17 protein-coding genes are annotated in these 21,662 nt (G+C 65.8%); 14 read left to right on the forward strand and 3 right to left on the reverse strand.

All coding sequences use genetic code 11. The features are described 5' to 3' along the window. Window positions 1-103 precede the first annotated feature (103 nt). From ACOZ9V_RS05235 to ACOZ9V_RS05245, 3 genes are all read left to right on the forward strand, one after another. Entirely contained in the window at window positions 104-4,036 is a 3,933-nt protein-coding gene (locus tag ACOZ9V_RS05235; RefSeq protein ID WP_434594264.1) for an efflux RND transporter permease subunit, read from the forward strand. 24 nt (window positions 4,037-4,060) lie between these two features. Continuing rightward, window positions 4,061-4,822, forward strand: coding sequence for a CPBP family intramembrane glutamic endopeptidase (locus tag ACOZ9V_RS05240; protein ID WP_139468666.1), 762 nt, complete (start codon window positions 4,061-4,063; stop codon window positions 4,820-4,822). A 191-nt stretch (window positions 4,823-5,013) separates the two neighbouring features. Beyond that, window positions 5,014-7,557, forward strand: a complete 2,544-nt coding sequence (locus tag ACOZ9V_RS05245; RefSeq protein WP_181270902.1) for a PhoX family protein — start codon at window positions 5,014-5,016, stop codon at window positions 7,555-7,557. An 86-nt stretch (window positions 7,558-7,643) separates the two neighbouring features. On the opposite strand, the gene ACOZ9V_RS05250 is transcribed toward ACOZ9V_RS05245, so the two are convergent. Next, entirely contained in the window at window positions 7,644-8,285 is a 642-nt protein-coding gene (locus ACOZ9V_RS05250; RefSeq protein ID WP_101545790.1) for a VOC family protein, read from the reverse strand. Window positions 8,286-8,456: 171 nt separating this feature from the next. Next, on the reverse strand, window positions 8,457-8,945 hold the full coding sequence (locus tag ACOZ9V_RS05255; protein ID WP_101545791.1) for an inorganic diphosphatase: 489 nt from the start codon (window positions 8,943-8,945) through the stop codon (window positions 8,457-8,459). 108 nt (window positions 8,946-9,053) lie between these two features. Here ACOZ9V_RS05255 and dacB point away from each other — a divergent pair, with 108 nt between their 5' ends. The 3 genes from dacB to tilS are packed head-to-tail and all read left to right on the forward strand — an operon-like array spanning window position 9,054 to window position 12,563. Further along, window positions 9,054-10,541: a D-alanyl-D-alanine carboxypeptidase/D-alanyl-D-alanine endopeptidase gene (gene dacB / locus ACOZ9V_RS05260; RefSeq protein ID WP_434594271.1), complete on the forward strand. Its 1,488-nt coding sequence runs from the start codon at window positions 9,054-9,056 to the stop codon at window positions 10,539-10,541. Further along, a complete protein-coding gene (locus ACOZ9V_RS05265) occupies window positions 10,538-11,554 on the forward strand; it encodes a zinc-dependent metalloprotease (RefSeq protein WP_434594274.1) in 1,017 nt (338 codons plus the stop codon). Before dacB ends, ACOZ9V_RS05265 begins: the two co-directional genes overlap by 4 nt. Beyond that, on the forward strand, window positions 11,541-12,563 hold the full coding sequence (gene tilS / locus ACOZ9V_RS05270; protein WP_229663997.1) for a tRNA lysidine(34) synthetase TilS: 1,023 nt from the start codon (window positions 11,541-11,543) through the stop codon (window positions 12,561-12,563). The genes ACOZ9V_RS05265 and tilS overlap by 14 nt, the downstream gene beginning before the upstream one ends. Window positions 12,564-12,566: 3 nt before the next feature. Here the strand turns inward: tilS and ACOZ9V_RS05275 are convergent, their stop codons facing one another. Then, window positions 12,567-13,841, reverse strand: a complete 1,275-nt coding sequence (locus tag ACOZ9V_RS05275; RefSeq protein WP_181270900.1) for an amidohydrolase family protein — start codon at window positions 13,839-13,841, stop codon at window positions 12,567-12,569. A gap of 116 nt (window positions 13,842-13,957) precedes the next feature. On the opposite strand from ACOZ9V_RS05275, the gene ACOZ9V_RS05280 reads away from it, so the two are divergent. The 8 genes from ACOZ9V_RS05280 to ACOZ9V_RS05315 all read left to right on the forward strand — a co-directional run bounded on the left by ACOZ9V_RS05280 (window position 13,958) and on the right by ACOZ9V_RS05315 (window position 21,662). After that, on the forward strand, window positions 13,958-15,229 hold the full coding sequence (locus tag ACOZ9V_RS05280) for an MFS transporter (protein WP_181270899.1): 1,272 nt from the start codon (window positions 13,958-13,960) through the stop codon (window positions 15,227-15,229). Between the two features lie 47 nt (window positions 15,230-15,276). After that, the gene (gene hpt / locus ACOZ9V_RS05285) at window positions 15,277-15,828 is read left to right on the forward strand and encodes a hypoxanthine phosphoribosyltransferase (protein ID WP_139468656.1); all 552 of its coding nucleotides are present in this window, start codon (window positions 15,277-15,279) and stop codon (window positions 15,826-15,828) included. Between the two features lie 179 nt (window positions 15,829-16,007). Then, entirely contained in the window at window positions 16,008-18,194 is a 2,187-nt protein-coding gene (gene ftsH, locus ACOZ9V_RS05290) for an ATP-dependent zinc metalloprotease FtsH (protein ID WP_139468655.1), read from the forward strand. Then, window positions 18,194-18,817, forward strand: a complete 624-nt coding sequence (folE, locus tag ACOZ9V_RS05295) for a GTP cyclohydrolase I FolE (RefSeq protein WP_172173815.1) — start codon at window positions 18,194-18,196, stop codon at window positions 18,815-18,817. The genes ftsH and folE overlap by 1 nt, the downstream gene beginning before the upstream one ends. Window positions 18,818-18,840: 23 nt before the next feature. Next, on the forward strand, window positions 18,841-19,722 hold the full coding sequence (folP, locus tag ACOZ9V_RS05300; protein WP_219922242.1) for a dihydropteroate synthase: 882 nt from the start codon (window positions 18,841-18,843) through the stop codon (window positions 19,720-19,722). Further along, the gene (folK, locus tag ACOZ9V_RS05305; RefSeq protein WP_181270898.1) at window positions 19,719-20,675 is read left to right on the forward strand and encodes a 2-amino-4-hydroxy-6-hydroxymethyldihydropteridine diphosphokinase; all 957 of its coding nucleotides are present in this window, start codon (window positions 19,719-19,721) and stop codon (window positions 20,673-20,675) included. Before folP ends, folK begins: the two co-directional genes overlap by 4 nt. Before the next feature lie 28 nt (window positions 20,676-20,703). Then, window positions 20,704-21,165 (forward strand): DUF3180 domain-containing protein, encoded by a 462-nt coding sequence (locus ACOZ9V_RS05310; protein ID WP_181270897.1) that lies wholly within the window; start codon window positions 20,704-20,706, stop codon window positions 21,163-21,165. Then, entirely contained in the window at window positions 21,162-21,662 is a 501-nt protein-coding gene (locus tag ACOZ9V_RS05315; RefSeq protein WP_139907231.1) for a PH domain-containing protein, read from the forward strand. The genes ACOZ9V_RS05310 and ACOZ9V_RS05315 overlap by 4 nt, the downstream gene beginning before the upstream one ends.

A 21,662-nucleotide genomic window follows, 5' to 3' on the forward strand; every position in this document is an offset into this window, starting at 1 on the left:
GTCAGGTTTTCCTCATGTGCGGTTCAGGGGACACTCACTAGGATGGTTGGTTGAGTCGGCGTTCTGCGTCGTCGCCCTGTCTACGACAAAGAAAGTCCCCCTCGTGAGTTTCCTGACCCGGCTGAGTCTGAAGAACCGGGCGCTCATCGCGCTCATCTCCGTTGTCGCCATCATCTTCGGCGTCATCGGTGCCGGTGCTCTCAAGCAAGAGCTCTTCCCGTCCCTCGACAACCCACAGGCCACGGTCACCGCCTCCTACGAGGGAGCCACCCCCGAGGCCGTCGAATCCGAAGTCACCGACCCACTCGAAGGGGCGCTGACCGCACTGCCCGAGGTCGAGGACATGACCTCGACCTCCTCAGCGGGCAGTTCGCAGATCACCGTGAGCACGAAGTACGGCGACGACTCCGATGACGTCGTCCGTGCCCTGCAGCGCGCCGTCTCCCAGGTGCAGCCGACCCTGCCCGACGGGGTCGAACCGAACGTCATGATGATGGGCACCGATGATATTCCGGTGCTCGCCCTGTCCGTGACCTCGGATGCCGATGAAGACCAGCTGGCGGCGAATCTCGAAGACATCGTCGAACCGGAGCTGAAGAAGGTCGACGGCGTCTCCCAGGTCCAGATCGCCGGAGCGAAGACCAAACAGGTCGAGATCAGCATCCGCCGCGACGACCTCGAGGACGAAGGAGCCAACCTCGACGAGGTGGCCGGAATCCTCCAGTCCAACGGTGTGCCCACCTCGGCCGGTGAGCTCAAGGGCGACGACGGCGCGGCCCCGGTCGAGGTCGGCACCCGCATCCGCTCGATCGATGCGATCAAAGACCTCGTCATCTCCGGCAAGGACGGACCGATCCAGATCTCCGACGTCGCCGACGTCAAACTCGTCGACGAGCCGATCGAGTCGATCTCGCGCACCAACGGCGAACCCTCGCTGTCCGTGTCGGTGATGAAGGAATCCGACGCGAACACCGTCGACGTCTCTCACGCGGTGGCCGACAAGCTGCCCGAACTCGAGAAGATGATGGGTGACAACACGGAGTTCGTCTCCGCGTTCGACCAGGCCCCGTTCATCGAACAGTCCATACACGACCTGCTCAACGAGGGTGGGCTGGGCCTGATCTTCGCGGTCCTCGTCATCCTCGTCTTCCTGCTCTCGGTGCGGGCGACGATCATCACCGCCATCTCCATCCCGCTCTCCCTCCTCATCGCCATGATCGGGCTGTGGATGGGCGGGGAGACCCTCAACATGCTCACCCTCGGTGCGCTGACGATCTCCGTCGGCCGCGTCGTCGACGACTCCATCGTCGTCATCGAGGCGATCCGCAGACGCCACGCCTCCGGCGGCGACAAGTTCTCGAACATCCTCGCCGCCGTCTCCGAAGTGGCCGGTGCCATCACCGCATCGACGCTGACCACGGTGGCCGTGTTCCTACCGCTGGCATTCGTGACCGGGCAGACCGGAGAGATGTTCCGGCCCTTCGCCCTGACTGCGACCATCGCCCTGCTCTCGTCCCTGTTCGTGGCACTGACGATCGTGCCCGTCCTCGCGTACTGGTTCCTGCGTCAGCGTGAAGCGAAGGTCAAGCTCACCCGTGCGGAGAAGGCGGAGATCCGTCGCAGCCGCAAGTCGATGCTGTCGCAGTGGCGGGCAGAGAAGAAGGAAGCGAAGAAGGCCGACAGGAAGCGCGACCTCGTCGCTGCCGGTGCCGAAGCCGAGGACACCGGTCCTCGAGACAGTGTTGAATCGTTCCCGCGCGCTGATGCCTCCGCACAGGCCGGTGCCACGACTCGAACCGATGCGACCGGAGTGGCAGCGGGCGGACCGCGCTACGGCGAAACTGATGACGGAACGGAAGCGGTCGACGAGCTCGCCGGAATGCATTCGCCGGTGACGCGACTGCAGAAGACATATATGCCGGCCATCGGGTTCTCGACGAAGCACCCGATCATCATGATCCTCATCGCCGTGCTCGTGCTCGCAGGCACCGGAGCGATGATCCCACAGCTGAAGACAGAGCTCTTCGGCGACACCGGGCAGGACTCACTGCAGATCTCGCAGACCTTCGACCCGGGCACCGACCTCGATGAGGCCTCGGAACAGGCGAAGAAGGTCGAGGACATCCTCGCCGACGAATCCGATGTCGACAACTACCAGTTGTCGCTCGGCGGCACGTCGTTCGGCTTCACCGACGATTCGTCGCTGACGGGCACCTATATCGTCAACACGAAGTCCGGAGTCTCGGCGCAGTCGATCTCCGCAGATCTGCAGAAGCAGTTCGACGGCCTCAAGGGCGCCGGCGACGTCGAGGTGGCAAGCCAGAGCTCGACCCCGGGTGCGCAGACCATCGACGTCACACTCACGGCCACCGATCCCGAAGAACTCGAGGACGCGACGAACAAGGTCAGCGACAAGCTCGAGGGCGTATCGTCGGCGCAGTCGGTGACGAGCGATACCGCCGCGGTCCAGCCCGTGATCGAAGTCAAGGTCGATCATGAGAAGGCCGCAGAGGAGAACCTCACCGAGGCGGCCATCGGCCAGTATGTGCAGCGTGCCATGCATGGCCAGCAGATCGGTGAGGTCGTCATCGACGATGTCTCCCATTCGGTGCTGCTCTTCGATCGCAATGCCGACACCGTGGAGAAGCTGCGCGAACTCAAGATCCCGGGCAAGCCGGAAGAGACGGCTCCCGCCGGAGGAGCCGGCGCAGGTGCGGCAGGCGGCGCCGGTGGTGCGGCCGGAGGTGCCGGTGGCTCAGGTGACGCCGGCGCGGCCGGTGGTGCCGGAGGTTCGGGTGACGCTGGTGGTGCCGGAGGCGCTGGCGGTGCCGGCGGCGCAGGCGGTGCTGGTGGTGCGGCCGGTGGTGCCGGTGCGACAGGCGGCGATCCGAATGCTGGTGCTCCTGTGACCTCGGAGCCGCGCTTCATCGAACTCGATGAGGTCGCCGACGTCACGGAGGTCAAGACCGCACCGACGATCCGCCACACGGATTCGCAGCGTTCGACCACCGTGTCCGTGACTCCGGAAGGCGATGACCTCGGAGCCGTGTCGACCGAGGTCCAGTCCGCCCTCGACGAGGTGGACCTGCCGGATACGGTGTCCGTCGACACCGGCGGTGCCACCCAGGAGCAGAACGAAGCGTTCTCGCAGTTGGGGCTGGCGATGCTCGCGGCGATCCTCATCGTGTTCGTCATCATGGTCGCCACGTTCAAGTCGCTGCTGCAGCCGCTGATCCTGCTGGTCTCGATCCCGTTCGCAGCCACCGGTTCGGTTGCGCTCTCGCTCATCACCGACACCCCGCTGGGGCTGACGTCGATGATCGGTCTGCTCATGCTCATCGGCATCGTGGTGACGAATGCGATCGTGCTCATCGACCTCATCAACCACTTCCGAATCCGCGGGGTCGATCTGCGTACGGCCATCGTCCACGGTGCCAGGTTGCGTTACCGTCCGATCCTCATGACTGCGGCCGCCACGATCTTCGCTCTGCTGCCGATGGCCCTCGGGCTCACCGGCGGGGGAGTGTTCATCTCGAAGCCGCTGGCGATCGTCGTCATCGGCGGACTGGTCAGCTCGACGCTGCTCACGCTCATCCTCGTGCCCGTGCTCTACCTGCTGCTCGAAGGGGTCAAGGAACGCCGAGCCGAGAAGAAGTACGTGAAGAACATGGCTCGCGGCGAGGTCCTCGATGCCGCCGAGGCACGGGCACATGAGCGGGAGACCGCCGCTGTGCCAGCCGGTGCCGGGGCCGCTGCCGTCGGTTCCGACGACACCCTGGCGCAGGCAGAAGGGGAGGTCCCCACCGTGGCGACCGCACCGACCGCGGACTCGACGTCCGCGGATTCGGGCAGAGCCGCCTCGACGTCGGGTGGGTCGACGGACGCCGACCGCCTCGGTGACCGCCGCGACGACGAACCGACCGGCAGCTACGGACGCGACTACGACGGGATCCGGGGCGATGGGCCGGGAACGGACTTCACCCTGCGCAGCCAGCAGCCGCGTCGTGATGACGGGGACGGCGAACCCAAACACTGACCCGTCCCGGCTAGAGTTGAGTCCATGACGACCGAGCTCGAACCACAGGAGAGAAAGCGCCTGTGGTTCGAGCTCGGTCTCATTGCGGCCCTGTCCCTGGGGCAGGCATCCGTCTATGCGATCGTCCGTCTGGCAGACATCGCCACGCGCGGACCGATCAGCGACGCCCAGGCCAAGCTCAACACCTCGATCTCGCCCCGGCCGGCCTTCGACCTGATCTACCAGCTTCTCGACATCGGCTTCACCCTCGTGCCCGTCGCCCTCGCGATCTACCTGCTCAGTCGAGACCGACCGGCCCTGCCGCTGCCGATCAGGCTCGGAGTCGACGGGCACCGACTGCGCGACCTCGGTCACGGTGTACTCATCTTCCTCGTGATCGGCATCGGCACCCTCGGGGTGTACGCGGGCGGCAGGGCACTGGGGATCACTGCCGAGATCCAGCCGTCCAACCTCGGCGACCATTGGTGGACGATTCCCGTGCTGCTGCTCTCGGCCGCGAAGAACGGAATCCTCGAAGAGGTGCTCATCTTCGGCTTCGGGGCGCTGCGACTGCGGCAGCTGGGCTTCGGGCCCTGGCCGATCATCATCTCCCTGGCGATGTTCCGCGCCAGCTACCACCTCTACCAGGGCATCGGCCCGTTCATCGGCAACGTCGTCATGGGCATCATCTTCGGCTGGTACTTCCTGCGCAAGGGCAGACTCATGCCGTTGGTGTGGGCGCATGTCATCATCGACGCCGTCGGATTCCTCGCCCCGGGAGTGCTCGCCCTCGTCGACTTCGGCTGAGTGCTGCAGGCGAGGTCGGGACAGGCGAACGGGACACTCATTCCTCCCTCCGGGTTCACCTCCGATTCACCGACGGGTAGTTCCAGGGCCGCTTGCCGGTGACAGTCTCGATCGGGTGAGTCCTTCCGGTTCCGCCCTCTGTACCGGGTGGGCCCCGGACTGGGAAGATACCCGATACAAGGAGAGAATCGATGCGAACCTTTCTGCCGATGGCCGACCATGTGCGTGGCAAGCGCAGCCCCGTCACGTGCGCACTGAAGTGCGACAACGCCTGCCTCAAGGCCACCTGCAACACATCGGCAAATGGGTATTTCCGCGATATCGTCAATGCGAAGCTCAGCCGTCGCGCGGTTCTCGGTGCCTCGGCTGCAGGTGCCTTGGCCATCGCAGTGACCACCGCACCGAGTCCGACCGCACGCTCTGCCGCCGCAGCCACCGCAGGCAGTCTGGCCTTCACCGCCATCGACCCGGTCCAGCATGAGGTCGACGAATTCGTCGTCCCCGAAGGCTACTCCTGGCATCCGATCGTCCGCTGGGGAGACCCCTTGTTCCCCGACTCTCCGAAATTCGACCCGGAGAATCAGAGCCCAGAGGCGCAGCGCCGCCAGTTCGGCTACAACAACGACTTCCTGTCCATCCAGATCGACCCCGATGACTCCAACCGGGCCGTGCTCTTCGCCAACCAGGAATACACGAACGACGCCATCATGTACCCCGAGGACATGGACGGAGCCGATCAGCGGGCGATCAGCCGCGAAGCCCACGGACTGACCGTTGCCGAACTCATCCGCACGGACGAGAAGTCGACGTGGACGATCGATGTCAACGGAAAGAAGAACCGCCGGTTCCTCATCGACACCGAATACGAGTTCACCGGTCCCGCCGCCGGTTCCGATCTGCTGCGGACGAAGGACTACCCGAACGGTGACAAGGCGCAGGGCACTCTCGGCAACTGCTCGGGCGGGCTCACGCCCTGGGGCACTCTGGTGTCCGGTGAGGAGAACTTCAACTCGTACTTCAAGGCGCAGGGCACCTCGGCGGCCGATAAGCGCTACGGTCTCGACAGCGAAGACTCGGCCAACGGGTGGGAAGCCGATGTCGACCGATTCGATACGAACAACCCGGGCTACGCGAACGAAGCGAATCGCTTCGGCTGGATCGTCGAAGTCGACCCCTGGGACCCGAAATCCACCCCTCATAAGCACACGAACATGGGCCGCTTCAAACACGAAGGGGCGAACATCACGATCTCCGATTCGGGCCACGCCGTGGCCTATATGGGAGACGATGAGAAGTTCGACTACCTCTACAAGTTCGTCTCGAAGGACACTTACGTCGAGGGCGATCGCGAACACAACAAGACGCTGCTGACCGACGGCGACCTCTACGTCGCGAAGTTCACCGGTAACTCACCGAAGTCCGAGATCGACGGCAGCGGTGAGGTGCCCGCCGACGGCGAGTTCGACGGCAGCGGACAGTGGCTTCCGCTGGTCAAGGACGGCAAGTCGCAGGTGTCCGGATTCTCCGTCGAAGAGGTCCTCGTCAACACCCGCCTGGCCGCCGACAAGGTCGGACCGACGAAGATGGACCGCTGCGAAGACGTCGAACCGAACCCGGTCAACGGCCGCATCTACGTCGCCTGCACGAACAACTCTGACCGCGGCACCGACGGGAAGGCCGCCGCAGATGAGGCCAATCCGCGCACGGAGAACCGCGACGGGCACATCGTCGAGATCACCGAGCGCTCCGGCGACCATACGGGCACCGAATTCGATTGGACGCTGCTGTTGGTCTGCGGAGACCCGAAGCAGGGCGACGCCACCTACTTCTCCGGCTTCCCCGCCGATCAGGTCTCACCGATCTCCTGCCCGGACAATGTCGCCTTCGACACCGCCGGAAACCTGTGGATCTCCACCGACGGTGCTCCCGACGGCATCGGCTATTGCGACGGGCTGTTCAAGGTCACGATCGACGGTGACCAGCGCGGCCGGGTCGAACAGTTCCTGTCCGTGCCTCGCGAAGCCGAGGTCTGCGGACCACTCGTCCACGATGAATATGAGTCAGCTTTCGTTGCGGTCCAGCACCCAGGTGAGGACGGCTCCTATGCCGATCAGCACTCGCAGTTCCCCGATTATGTCGACGCGACCGATGTCGACAAGGGAGTGGCCGCGATGCCGCGGCCCACGGTCGTGCAGGTCATCAAGGGCGACGGCGGATCGGCACCGGACCCGACTGAACCGCCGAAGGACCAGGACTCCGACGCCGACGGCACAGATGAAGGGGCGAAGGACTCGGACGAGAACGGCAGCTCAGATGGTGCCGGAACGGGTGAGGACACCGATGCCAAGGGCGACAGGACCGGAACGGACGCCGACAGCTCCGGATCGACTGCCGGGTCGCAGGACGGTGCGAAGGATGCCGCGGCAGCTGGTGCGGCCGCGAGCGCCGGAAGCGACGGCGGCTCAGGTTCAGGCGGCTCCGGCGGATCCGGCTCGGGCGGCGGTTCTTCGAACGGCGGCTCGGGTTCAGGCGGGTCCGGTTCAGGCGGGTCCGGGTCGGACGGCGGTGAACTGCCGTGGACCGGTACTGACAGCACTCTGCCGCTGCTCGGCGGCGGAGCAGGTCTCCTCGCCGTCGGCGGTGCGATGGCCACAGCCGCTCATCTGCGTCGGAAGAACGCAGACGGGACGGAAAGCGAGCAGGACTCGCCGACGGAGTTCCAGGGCGACTTATGACTCCAGGACCATAAGCTGAAGAAGGCCAGAGGCGACACTGCCTCTGGCCTTCTTCGACTCCGCAGAGTATGCGGACGCTGATGTGCTCAGATGGTGACGGGGCCGTTCTCCGTGTTGAAGCTCACCGACATGATGCCCGGCGTCCCGTGTGGTGCGGACCAGTCGATGTTGATCTCAGAGATCGGCTTGGCATCCTGAGTGCCCAGCCAATCGCGGAGACGATCGCGGTCCCCGGCGATCTGCAGGGTGTCGATGTCGACGCCCTCATTCGTCTTGTACGTCGACGGGTGCTGCGAGGAGTCGGCGGACCACTTGATGAAGAACGGCAGCTGGGGATCGGCGATGAGCCCCTTGACACCGATCTGCAGCCACCGAAGTTCCAAACCGGACTCCGGCGTGCGGTTTCCATCGACAGCCTTGCGCTCGAGGCGAGTTTCGACTGCGGTGAGATCGTCGACCGAGACGCACCAGCCCATCCAGCCACCGCCGAGCTCGGAACGAGCCCGGACCGCCTGACCGAAGGGCGTCGAGAGAGCGGCCGGATGCTCCAAGGCTTCCACGACTTCGAGGTAATGGCCGTTCGCTAGGGGGAAGATGAGGTTTCTGGTGCCGAATCGAGGATGCACACCGCCGTCGTAGGGAGCCACTCCGAGCTTCTCCGCGATCCGCTCGGCGGTCGCACGATAGCCGTCAGGTTCACTGGCGTATGACACATGATCGAGTTTCATGACTCGACAATCGCATAACCTGGCTCACACTGCCCCTTAGGCTTACCTAAGAAATCGTGATGGTCATCACGCTGCGGCCCCGGCCGGGGCCAAAACGAAACCGCCCGGATGTCATCATCCGGGCGGTCGCAGACCAGCGCTGAGTTCTCAGCGCGGTGAGAGGGGAGGGACTCAGTGGCCCTCGGCCTTGAAACGCTCGATCGAGGCGTTGATCTCGGCCTCGGCGGCTTCGCGGCCGGCCCAGCTCGAACCCTTGACGTACTTGCCGGGCTCGAGGTCCTTGTACCGGGAGAAGAAGTGTTCGATCGAGTCGAGCATGAACTTGTCCACGTCCGAGATGTCGGTGTAGGAGTCCCAGCGAGGATCTCCGGCGGGCACGGCGAGGACCTTGTCGTCGCCTCCGGCCTCGTCTTCCATCTGGAACATGCCGATGGGACGGATGTCGATGAGCACACCGGGGAACAGCGGCTCGGGCAGCAGCACGAGCACATCGAGAGGGTCGCCGTCGTTTCCGAGCGTGTCCTCGATATAGCCGTAATCAGCGGGGTACTGCATCGAAGTGTAGAGGTAGCGATCGAGCTTGACCCGACCGGTCTCATGATCGACTTCGTACTTGTTGCGGGACCCCTGGGGGATCTCGATTGTGGCCAGCAGTTCCATAGTGCTCCTTCACGTTAGGGGTGCATCACTAGAATAGATGGTACAAGTCCCCGTCACCGCCCACCGACGGCGACCGCCTCACGGTCGTCGAGGAATGAGAGCCTGCGTTTGAACGACACCGATGCGCCGCAGAACCCGTCGGACTCCGGCTCCCCGCGCCGCGACCGCAGAGAGGCGACCTCGCGGCGGAAGAAGGGCGGTGCGATCACCGCAGGGATCATCGTCCTCGCGCTCGGTGCCTATGCCGCCGTCGACGCCTACGACCTCGTGCCCGGCCTGCCCGGCGTGCTGACCACCGAACCCCAGGTCGAGGTCCAGACCGTGCCCACTCCGCAGGCCCACGCCCAGCAGGTGCCCGCCCCCGCCTCGGCGGTCGACGATTCCGCTCCTGTGCCCACACAGATCCCGAAGACGATCGACGCCGTGCTCAAGGATTCGAAGGTCAAGGGCTTCGGCCTCGAGGTTCGCGACGGGATCAGCGACGACGTCCTCTACGCGAAGGACGAGACGAAGCCGCGCACTCCCGCCTCCGTGACGAAGGTGCTCACAGCGGCCGCCTCACTGTCCGCGATCGGCGGGGAGACGCGCCTGGCGACGACGACGGACTTCGACGCGGACACGAACACCCTGACGCTGACCGGCGGCGGCGATGTGCTCCTGTCGGCCGGAGACTCCGATCCCGGTTCGGTCAACGGGCACGGGGGACTGCGGACCCTGGCCGAAGACACCGCAGCAGCGCTCGAAGACCAGAACGTCACCGAGGTGGCCCTCAACCTGGATACGAGCCGCTACGTCGGCGAGGACTTCGACTCCGGCTGGTCCCGGTCCGATATCGCCAAGGGCGTGATCACTCCGATCCAGCCGATCATGGTCGACACCGCCTACGTCGGGTCGAAGAACGCCGAATGGCGGGGGCGCAGCGAACACCCGGCCAAGGACGCGTTCTCGATCTTCGAAGAAGAGCTGAAGAAGACCGGGATCACCGTCACCGAGGCGACCGACCGGTCCGAATCCGAGGCGCCGTCCGAGAACCCGCAGGAGCTCGCCCGGGTGGAATCGGCGACGATCTCCGAGATCGTCGAATACGCCCTCGTGCACAGCGACAACGTCGTCGCCGAGATGCTCGGCAACGAGGTCGCCATCGCCCAGGGGCAGGACGGCAGCCTCGAGAACGGTCCGAAAGCGGTCCTCGAGGCCCTCGGCGAATCCGTCGACCTCGGGCGCACCCACCTCGTCGACACCTCGGGGCTGTCCTATGACAACCGGATCGCCCCGCACGATCTCACGACCGTCCTGCAGGCCTCGGTCGTCGCCGATGACTCGCTGGCCGGGCTCGTCAGCTACTTCCCCGTCGGCGGACTGACCGGCACCCTGCACGACCGATTCCTCGACGAGAGGAACGCCTCAGGGGTGGTGCACGCGAAGACCGGAACGCTGTCGACCGTGACCTCCCTGGCCGGGGGAGTGCTCGACGCGGAAGGCCGCTACCTCGTATTCTCCATCCAGATCGACGACGTTGATAAGGACAAGATCTTGGAAGCCAGAAAGACCGTGGACGATATCGTCACAGCCCTCGCGAACTGCGGCTGCCGATGATCATCGACGAGCACTTCGCCGCCCGCACCGCCCGTGAGCTCGTCTCCGCGGCGAAGGTCCCCGAACCGGGTGTGCTCGACGGACTCGTCGAGGGGATGAAGGACAATGCGCTGACCGCCCAGGACCTCGTGCTCGACTCGTTTCTGCTGCCGCCGGAGCACGCCGATGATGTGCGCGGACGGCTCGCCGCCGGTTCCGTGCTCGTCCTCGACCAGGTCAGCTGGGTCAAAGCCAACGCGCAGTCCGTCAATGGAATGCTCGACGAGGCGGCCCTGCCCGCCCCGGTCAGCCCCGCCACCGCGAAGGCCGGCGCCGTCGAGGTCGCCGGGGTGCTCTCACTCCTGTCGACTCGCGTGCTCGGCCAGTTCGACCCCTTCGCCGTGGAGACGGGACGGCTGATGTTCGTCGCCGCCGCCGTGCTCATCGCCGAGAGGGCCATGGACGTCGATCCGCGTGACTTCCGCATGTGGGTGGCCCTCCACGAAGCCACCCACCAAGTGCAGTTCGCGACCGCGCCCTGGCTGCGCGAACATATGCGCACCCTGCTCTCCGGAGCCGTGTCGACCCGACTGACGATGCCGGGGATCGGCGGGATCGTCGACCTCTTCGCCACCCTCGGCCGCATCGTCAAGGGCGAGGCCAGCATCATCGACCTCATCCGTGACGAGAACATGCGCACCGCACTCGACGAGGCCACCGCGATCCTGTCCCTGCTCGAAGGCCACGCCGATGTCGTCATGGACGAAGTCGGAGCCGGTGTGATCCCGAGCGTGCGCCGGCTGCGCCGCAAATTCGAGGCCCGCCGCGATGCCGCCCAAGGCGGGTTCCTGACGAATCTGCTCGGAATGGACCTCAAACTCGCCCAATATCGCGACGGAGCGAAGTTCGTCCGTGCCGTCCGCCGCGAGGTCGGACAGAAGGGCTTCTCCCGCATCTATGCCGAACCCGCGAACCTGCCGTGCACGGCCGAAATCCACGAACCGCAGCTCTGGCTCGACCGTGTCCACGGCTGAGGGGCCGCGCAGCGCATCGTCGCCGAGGCGGCCGACCCTCGACCCGGCCAGCGCAGCCATCCGCAATGCCGTGCGCGCAGCGCTCGCCGTCGCAGAATCGTCTGTCCCGGGCCTCATCGTCGCAGTGTCCGGGGGAGCGGATTCGATGGCGCTGCTCCACGCGACCGCATTTCTCCATCGACGCGGTGAGATCCGGGCCCGTGCCGTCACCGTCGACCACGGCCTGCAGACCGTCACCGCCGAGGTGGCCGACCGGGTTGCTGTCACCGCCGAATCCTGGGGCGTACCCGCCGAGGTGATGAGGGTGAGCATCGATGCCGGCGAGGAAGGCCTCGAGGCCGCGGCGCGCACCGCCCGCTACGCGGCCCTCGAAACCGCTCGGGCCGCGGCCGGAGCCGACTGGATTCTCACGGCCCATACGCGCAGCGACCAGGCAGAGACCGTTCTGCTCGGCCTCATGCGCGGATCGGGCACCCGGTCCCTGGCCGGGATGAGCCCGCTGGCCGGTCGCCTCATGCGTCCGCTGCTCGGCCTCGACCGAGACCGGACCGAAGCGTCCTGTCAGGCACAGGGCATCGAGATCTGGAACGATCCGATGAACGCCGACACCGCGTTCACCCGAGTCCGGGCTCGGCAGCTGCTGGCCGGACTCGAAGCCCAACTCGGCCAACCGATCACCGCGAACCTCGCCCGCACCGCCGACCTCTGCCGAGCCGACGCCGATTTCATCGACGCCCACGCCGAAGCAGCAGGGCAGACGATCCGCGGAGCCGCCTCGGTGCCGGTGGAGGTCTTCACTGCGCTCGACGATGCCGTGCTCAGCCGCGTCGTGCGCGACTGGGTGATCTCACTCGGAGTTCCCGGACAGAACCTCGGAGCGGTGCGGGTCGCCGAACTCTGTGCCCTCATCTGTGACCGCAGACGCGGTCGACTGTCCCTGCCCGGGGACACGGAAGTCGTCGTCTCCGACGGGCGGGCCGTGTTCCAACCGGCCGCGAAGGCCCGCTGAGACTCAGCTCAGCCGCGGCCCGCCCGCCAGTTCGCCGCCGGAGGCGATGAGTCGACCGCCCTTGAACACATCCCTGTCCCTCGGGCAGTCCATGATCGCCGAGGTGACCGTGTTGGCGTCGACGAGCACGAAGTCCGCGGGAGCGCCCACCGCCAGACCGAACCGGGAATCGTCGACCAGAGCCGAACCGTCGGAACGAGCACCGGCCAGGACCTGCGCTCCTCCGCGTGAGGCGATGTCGAGACAGCCTTCGATGTCTGCGTCTGCACGGAATCCGTTCGTGAACGCCAGCTGCCAGGTCCGGCGCAGCAGATCGCCGTCACCATAGGGACTCCAGTAGTCCCGCTGACCGTCCTCGCCGAGTCCCAGAGCCATTCGGCGCTCACGGATGAGACTCTGCGGCAGCGCACCCTTGGCCGGGGCAACCGTCGTCAGGGCCACTCCCGCCTCGGCGAGGACATCGAGGATCCGAGCGACCTCGGGTTCCGGGTTCGTGTTGAGCGCGAAGGCATGGGAGACCGTGACCTGCCCGGCCATGCCCGCGGCTCGAGTACGCGCAGCGATCTCCTCGAGCGTGAAGAGTCCCGCGGTGCCCGCCTCGTGGAGGTGGATGTCGATGCCCTTGCCATGCTTCTCAGCCAGGCCGAAGACGACATCGAGGTGGGAGACCGGATCCCGGTCGTAGAGCAGCGGATCGAGTCCGCCGACGAGGTCCGCGCCCTCGCTCAGAGCCGCATCGAGCAGCTCTTCGACGCCCTGCTCGTGCACGATTCCGGCCTGCGGGAAGGCAACGATCTGGAAGTCGAGGACATCGGCATGAGCCTCGAGCGCGGCCCTGACCCCGCGGAAGCGCTCGAGACCGCAGTCGGCATCGACCTGTGCGTGTGAGCGGATGCGCGTGCCTCCGGACGCGATGATCTTCGCAATTGCGTACGCGGCCTGATCGGCGACGCTGCGTTCGCCCTGCCGCCAGTTCTCGCGATCGTTCATGATGTACCCGTGCAGAGTGCCGTCGGCGGTGTGCGGACGGAACGTCTGGCCCATCCGATTCGAATCCAGATGAGCGTGGACATCGCCGAGGCCAGGCAGCAGGATCCGCCCCGCTCCATCGATGACCTCGGCCCCGGTCGATGTCGTCCCGGTCGCCGGTGGCGCGGAATCGGGGGCGGCATCCTCGGCGGGGGAGAGGCGAGAGAACCGTCCCTCGGTGATCTCGACATCGACGGCGGGAGCATCGGGGGTGCGAGGGAACAGGCGCACATTCTTCACAACGATCATGTGCTCAGCCTACGACCGTCAGACGGTATACCATCGGAAGCTGTGCCTGTCTGCGTGCCTCTATGGGGCCGCGGCCCGCGCGCACGACGACTACAGCGGTCTGAAAGGATGAGGCCATGACGACTTCGCCCGTGCAGGGATTCCGACGCAACCGCGGCCTCGACGTTCTGGCCCTGGCCTGCCTCGTCCTCATCGCCGCCTCGCTGCGCCCAGCCGCCTCCTCCCTGGGGCCCGTTCTCTCCGAAGTCAGCGACGGATTCTCCCTGGCCGAATGGCAGACCGGTCTGCTCACGGCTCTGCCGGGACTCGTGTTCGCCATCTGCGGCACCATCGCCGTACCCCTGCTCAAGCGCCTCGGTCTGTTCTCAGCTCTGGCCTTGAGCTCCGCCCTCATCGTGGCAGGCATCGGTCTGCGCGCCATCGTCACCGAATGGGTGGCCTTCGCTCTGCTCACGGTCCTCGCCCTGGCCGGAATGTCGATCGGCAACGTCATCCTGCCGGTCTACGTCAAGTCCCGCTTCCCGCACCGGCCCACCCTGGGCGCGACGACATTCACGGTCTCGCTCGGCCTCGGTTCGATGCTGCCCTCGCTGCTGACTGCGCCCCTGGCCGAACAGTTCGGCGGGTGGCGCTTCGGTCTCGGCTTCTGGCTGGTCCTGCCCTTGTCCGCGCTCATCACCTGGACTGTGCTGCGGACACTGAAGTCCGTGCCCGTCCTTTCCGGACAGGCCGCGGAGCCCGGTGGGCAGCAGGAGGAGGCGCCGCCTCGGCGAGCGGTTTTCACCTCGCCCAAGGCGCGGTATATGGCCATGTTCTTCGGCCTCCAATCGGCTAATGCCTATCTCCAGTTCGGATGGCTGCCGCAGATCTACCGCGACGCCGGACTCGACCCCTTCCTCGCCGGGATCATGCTCACGATCGTCACCTTCGGCGGTCTGCCCGGCGGTTTCCTCGCCCCGCAGATCATCGTCCGGGGCATCGCCCCGCGCGCCTTCCTCGTCTCCTTCGGGGCCAGCGCCGTCGCCGGCTATACCGGACTGCTGCTCAGCCCGGTCAGCCTCCCCTGGCTGTGGGCGGCTCTGCTCGGATACGGCGGATTCGCGTTCCCCGCCGCGCTGGCGCTCATCACCTCCCGCACTCGCGAGGTCTCCGTCACCGCCTCGACTTCGGCGTTCGTCCAGTCCTCGGGCTATGTGCTCGCCGCACTGTGCCCCCTGGCCGTGGGCGGACTGCTCGGGGTCAGCGGCGGCTGGCAGGTGCCGCTGTGGTTCATGGTCATCATCTCCGCACTCATGGCGATCACCGGTTGGCTGTCGGCCGGTCCGGGGACCGTCGACGACGAACTGGCACCGACATCCGGGCCCACTGGCACCGGTGAGGCAAAGTGACCCATAATGGAATCTCCAGGACCCGCATCTGAGGAGAATCGACACTCGTGGACATCAACGATCTCGGCAATGACATCGAAAAAGTACTCGTCTCGGAAGAGCAGATAGCCGCACGACTCGTTGAACTGGCCGCCGCCATCGATGCAGACTACAAAGACAAGGACATCCTCCTCGTCGGCGTCCTCAAAGGCGCCGTCATGGTCATGGCCGACCTCGCCCGCGCCCTGCACTCTCCTGTGACGATGGACTGGATGGCCGTGTCCTCCTACGGTTCGGGCACCAAGTCCTCCGGCGTTGTGCGGATCCTCAAGGACCTCGACACCGACCTCACCGATCGGCACGTCCTCATCGTCGAAGACATCATCGACTCCGGCCTCACTCTGTCCTGGCTGGTCCAGAACCTGCGCACCCGCGGAGCTGCCACCGTCGAGATCTGCACTATGCTGCGCAAACCCGAAGCCGTCAAGGTCGACATCGACGTCAAGTACGTCGGCTTCGACGTGCCCAATGAATTCGTCATCGGCTACGGCCTCGACTATGCGGAGAAGTACCGCAATGTGCCGTTCGTGGCGACCCTGGCCCAGCACGTCTACAGCTGAGTCCGCTGGCACCGCTTTTTACGCCCGCGGCGAACCCGGGCCGAGTCCGGGGTCTGTGACGGAATAGATTCGGCACGCATTCGGGCTATAGGGGTGCGAAGTACTAGGCTGTGGGGGATGTTCCCAGGCAGCCTCGGTAGCCTGAAACGGTTGCCCACATCTTTTTCCTGAGAGGACTTATGGCCGAGTCGAACAAACGTCGCCCCCTGCTGAACAAGGCGACGAAGGGCCCATTGGTCTGGATCGTCCTGGCGCTGCTCGTCGTATCGATCGGTGCTCTGCTGTTCAGTCAGTCCGGGTTCAGCCAGATCGACACCGAACAGGGTCTGCAGTTACTCAAGGACGACAAGGTCGAACAGGCCAAGATCGTCGACAAGGACCAGCGCGTCGACCTCACTCTCAAGGACGACTACAAGGTCGACGGCAAGGACTTCGGCAAGAAGGTCCAGTTCTTCTACGTCGAACAGCGCGGAGAGCAGGTCGTCAAGGCCGTCGACTCCGCCGGCCCGGACAAGGGCTTCACCGACGAGGTGCCCAAGCAGAGCTGGCTGATGTCGCTGCTGGGCACGCTCATCCCGTTCGTCATCATCTTCGTCGTCTTCTGGTTCCTCATCTCGCAGATGTCGGGCGGGAAGATGATGAACTTCGGCAAGTCGAAGGCGAAGCTCGTCAACAAGGAGAACCCGGACGTCACCTTCAAGGACGTCGCCGGAGTCGACGAGGCGCTTGAAGAGCTCGAAGAGATCAAGGAGTTCCTCGCCGAGCCGGAGAAGTTCAAGGCCGTGGGAGCGAAGATCCCCAAGGGCGTGCTCCTCTACGGACAGCCCGGCACGGGCAAGACCCTGCTGGCCAAAGCCGTCGCCGGTGAGGCCGGAGTCCCGTTCTACTCGATCTCCGGTTCCGACTTCGTCGAGATGTACGTCGGCGTCGGTGCCTCCCGAGTTCGTGACCTGTTCGAACAGGCGAAGTCGAACGCCCCCTGCATCATCTTCATCGACGAGATCGACGCCGTCGGCCGCCAGCGCGGCGCCGGAATGGGCGGCGGACACGACGAGCGCGAACAGACTCTCAACCAGCTGCTCGTCGAGATGGACGGATTCGACGTCAAGACGAACGTCATCCTCATCGCCGCGACCAACCGTCCCGACGTCCTCGATCCGGCGCTGCTGCGTCCCGGTCGCTTCGACCGGCAGATCCCCGTCGAAGCCCCTGATATGAAGGGCCGCAAGCACATCCTCGAGGTCCACGCCGCCGACAAGCCGCTGGCCGACGAGGTCGACCTCGGGCAGGTGGCGAAGCGGACCCCCGGATTCTCCGGTGCGGACCTGGCCAATGTCCTCAACGAGGCGGCCCTGCTCACCGCACGTGAGAATGCGAAGGTCATCGACAACCGGATCCTGGATGAGGCCATCGACCGTGTCATCGCCGGCCCGCAGAAGCGGACGCGACTGATGAACGACAAGGAACGCCTCGTCACCGCCTACCACGAGGGCGGGCACGCACTGGTCGCCGCGGCCATGAACCAGACCGACCCGGTGACGAAGGTGACGATCCTCCCGCGCGGACGCGCACTCGGCTACACGATGGTGCTGCCCAGCGAGGACAAATACTCGACGACCCGCAACGAGCTGCTCGACCAGCTCGCCTACGCCATGGGCGGGCGTGTGGCCGAGGAGATCGTCTTCCACGACCCGACCACAGGTGCCAGCAATGACATCGAGAAGGCGACGAACATCGCCCGGAAGATGGTCACCCAGTACGGAATGAGCGAGAAACTGGGCATGGTCAAGATCGGCGACGACCAGTCCGAACCCTTCGCCGGCCGCGGTTACGGCGGCGGCGACGAATACGGGGATTCGACCCTGTCCTCGATCGATCGCGAGGTCCGCGGTCTCATCGACTCCGCGCACGCCGACGCCTACTGGGCGCTGACGCACAACCGCGATGTGCTCGACAACCTCGCCTACCAGCTGCTCGAACGCGAAACGCTGGACCAGGCCGCCCTCGAGGAGATCTTCGCCCCCGTCGTCAAACGCGCCACCCGCGAAGTGTGGCTGGCCCACGACGATCGCCCCGTGTCCGAACGCGGCCCCATCGTTCCGCCCGCACCGCAGAGCGAACGCAGCGACGGTGAAGGATCGACCGGCGCCGAGGTGGACACCACCGACATCCCCGGAGCCGGACCCACGGGCGTCAGCGGACCCCACGTCCCGCACAACCCGCCCGGACCCGAGAACCCGAACGGCCCGACCGGCCCGACGGGCGGCCCCACCGGGGGACCGACCGGAGGACCAGGCACAAGCGGTCCGGGAACCGGGGGACCGGCGACGAATGACACGAACGAAGACAGAGGGAACAACGACTGATGGCCGATATCGAAGAGGTCTCCGCCGGTCTCGGCCCCGCCCCCGCAGGGCAGGACAACAAGGTCGACCAGGAGCGCATCGCCGCTGCCGTGCGTGAGATCCTCATCGCCGTCGGCGAAGACCCCGACCGGGAAGGTCTCGTCGAGACTCCCGGCCGGGTGGCTCGAGCCTATGAGGAGATCTTCGCGGGACTCCACCGCGACCCGGCCGAAGTCCTCGGCGTCACCTTCGACATCAGCCACGAGGAACTCGTCCTCGTCCGCGATATCGACCTCTACTCGACCTGCGAACACCACCTCGTGCCCTTCCACGGAGTCGCCCACATCGGCTACATTCCGAGCAAGAACGGCAAGGTCACGGGACTGTCGAAACTGGCCCGCCTCGTCGAGATCTATGCGCGGCGCCCCCAGGTGCAGGAACGCCTGACCTCACAGATCGCCGACGCGCTCGTCGATCATCTCGAACCGCAGGGCGTCATCGTCGTCGTCGAAGCCGAACACCTGTGCATGACCATGCGCGGAGTGCGCAAGCCCGGAGCCTCGACCATCACCTCGGCCGTGCGCGGGCAGCTGCGCGAAAGCGCCTCTCGAGCAGAAGCGATGAGTCTCATCCTCGGTCGCTGAGGCAGAACACGGATCACACAGCGATGGACGAAACAGCCGCTCAGACGACGCAGATCATGGGCGTCCTCAATGTCACCCCCGACTCCTTCTCCGACGGCGGGCTGTGGTTCGACCATGACCGAGCAGTCGCCCACGGACTCGAACTCATGGCAGCCGGTGCCGACATCATCGACGTCGGTGGCGAATCGACTCGTCCGGGATCGGCCCGCGTCGACGAAGCCGAAGAGCTGCGCCGAGTCGTCCCGGTCGTCCGTGAGCTCGCCGCAGCCGGAGCTGTCATCAGCGTCGACACGATGCGTGCCCGCGTCGCTGCAGAATCCCTGGCAGCCGGAGCTCATATCATCAACGACGTCTCCGCCGGACAGTCGGACCCCACCATGCTCAGCGTCGCCGCCGAGTCCGGAGCTCCCATCGTGCTCATGCACTGGCGCGGCTACCTCGATCAGGCTTCCGCAACGTTCCACTACGACGATGTCGTCGCCGAGGTGATCTCCGAGCTGCGCACCCGCATCGACGAAGCCATCGACGTCGGCGTCGAACCTGCGAATATCATCGTCGACCCCGGCCTCGGGTTCTCGAAGAACGCCGAACACAACTGGCAGCTGCTCTCCGCGCTCGACGAATTCGCCGCCCTCGACCACCGACTCCTCGTCGCCGCCAGCCGGAAGCGCTTCATCGCCTCCCTGCTCAGCCCCGACGACCCGAAACAGGCCGAACAGGCGGCGAAGGATCAGGCCACGGCCACGATCTCCGCGATCTCCGCACAGGCCGGTGCCTGGGCGGTCCGCGTCCACGATCCGGCCACCTCGGCGGTCGCCTGCAAGGTCATCGCCGCGGTCAGGGAACACTCCGCAGCAGCGGCACACCCGGCAGCGGACTCCGGGATTGAGGGAGCCGGGCGATGACCGGCGCAGAGGCGACTCCCGACCGCATCGAACTGCGCGGACTGACGGTGCGCGGAAACCACGGCGTCTTCGACTTCGAGAAACGAGACGGCCAGGACTTCGTCATCGACGTCACCCTCCACACCTCCGTCGCACGCGCCGCGGCCACCGACGACCTCGCCGAGACTATCCACTACGGCGAACTCGCCGAAGACGTCGCCGGAATCGTCGAGAACAACACCTTCGACCTCATCGAAACGCTGGCCGAACGCATCGCCGACCACTGCCTGAGCCTGTGCGAGCACGTCGAGGTCGTCGTCCACAAACCCTCGGCACCGATCCAACGGACCTTCGACGATGTGCGCATCCGAGTCGAACGCAGACGCGCCGACTCTGCCGCCTCCTCGGTGGGGGAGCCTGCAACGGCCGCGGACGCCACGCCCGGTTCAGGCGGCGAGGACGAGGACGGAGCCGAAGCGTATCTCAATCTCGGGGCGAACCTCGGCGATGCCGCGGACACCCTCGACCAAGCGGTTGCCGCCCTCGACCGGCATCCGGACATCACCGTCACCCGCCGGTCCTCACTCTTCCGCACCGCACCGTGGGGCGGAGTCGACCAAGCCGACTTCCTCAACCTCGGAGTGCTCGTGACGACCACATTGTCGGCTCTCGAACTGCTCTCCGTGGCACAGGGCATCGAAGTCGCCTGCGGGCGGACGCGCGAACTCAGGTGGGGACCCCGCACCCTCGACATCGACCTCATCCGCTTCGGAGACGAGGACGGGGAACAGCACAGCCGGACCCCGCGACTGACGCTGCCGCACCCGCACGCTCACGAACGCGCCTTCGTCCTCGCGCCATGGGCGGAACTCGTCGGAGACACACTCATCGACACCCCACAGGGGCGCCGCCCCATCAGCGCGGTCCTGGCCGAACTCGACGACCAGGACATCGCCCGGATCACCTCTGGATAACCGCCCGCGATCTGAGAGACTGGGAACCATGCAGAGAACCTCCTCGTCCACCCTCGCCGTCTGGGCCGTGATCGGCACGGTTCTCGCGATCGTGGTCGACGTGGTGCTCGAAAGCCAGGGGTTCTCACTGCCGGGACTGCCGTGGTTCGCCGTCGTCGGCATGCTCGTCCTCTCAGCCATCCTGTTCCTGCTCGGCTGGCCCATCAAGAAATGGAATGACGGGGACCGGACGAAGGAGATCGACCCGATCCAAGCGGCGAGAGTGGCGATCATGGCCAAGGCCAGCGCCCTGACCGGGGCCGGACTCTCCGGCTGGTATCTCGGCAACGCAGGGTACTACTTCCTGTCGGCGGCCGGGATCCGCAATGATCTGGCCGCAGGTATGCTTGTCGCAATGATCTCTGCCGCAGTGCTCATGGTCGTCGGTATGATCGTCGAGGGATTCTGCGAGATCCCACCCCAAGACCCGCCGGGAGCTGAAACAGCATGAACCGCGACCTCTCCTTCTCCATCGGAGCCGATGTGCCCTTCAACAGGGTGAGTCCGAAGTACGGGCTGAAAGAGGTTCTGGCGTCACTGACGCTGCTCGTCCCGCTGCTCATCGCCGGGCTGGTCTTCGCGATCATCTTCAACTCCGAGGTGCCCTGGCTGCACCTGACCTGGATCGCCGTCCTCGTCTACGGCATCATCTCGACGATCATCATCCTCCGTCAGGCTCGTGCCATCGGCTATGCCGAACGGGAGGACGACCTGCTCGTCCGTCGCGGCATCATGTTCCACCGCGCCACCGTCGTGCCCTACGGCCGACTCCAGTTCGTCGACGTCGACGCCGGCCCCATCGACCGCATGTTCGGTCTGGCCACCGTCAAACTCCACACCGCGTCGGCAGCCACCGACGCGACGATCCCCGGACTGCCCCGCGCCGAAGCCGATCGCCTGCGCGACAGCCTCGCCGGCCTCGGCCAGGCCAATCTCGCCGGGCTGTGA

Origin of the sequence: Brevibacterium sp. 1718 (assembly GCF_051131255.1) — a bacterium.
Classification (GTDB): Bacteria; Actinomycetota; Actinomycetes; order Actinomycetales; family Brevibacteriaceae; genus Brevibacterium; species Brevibacterium sediminis.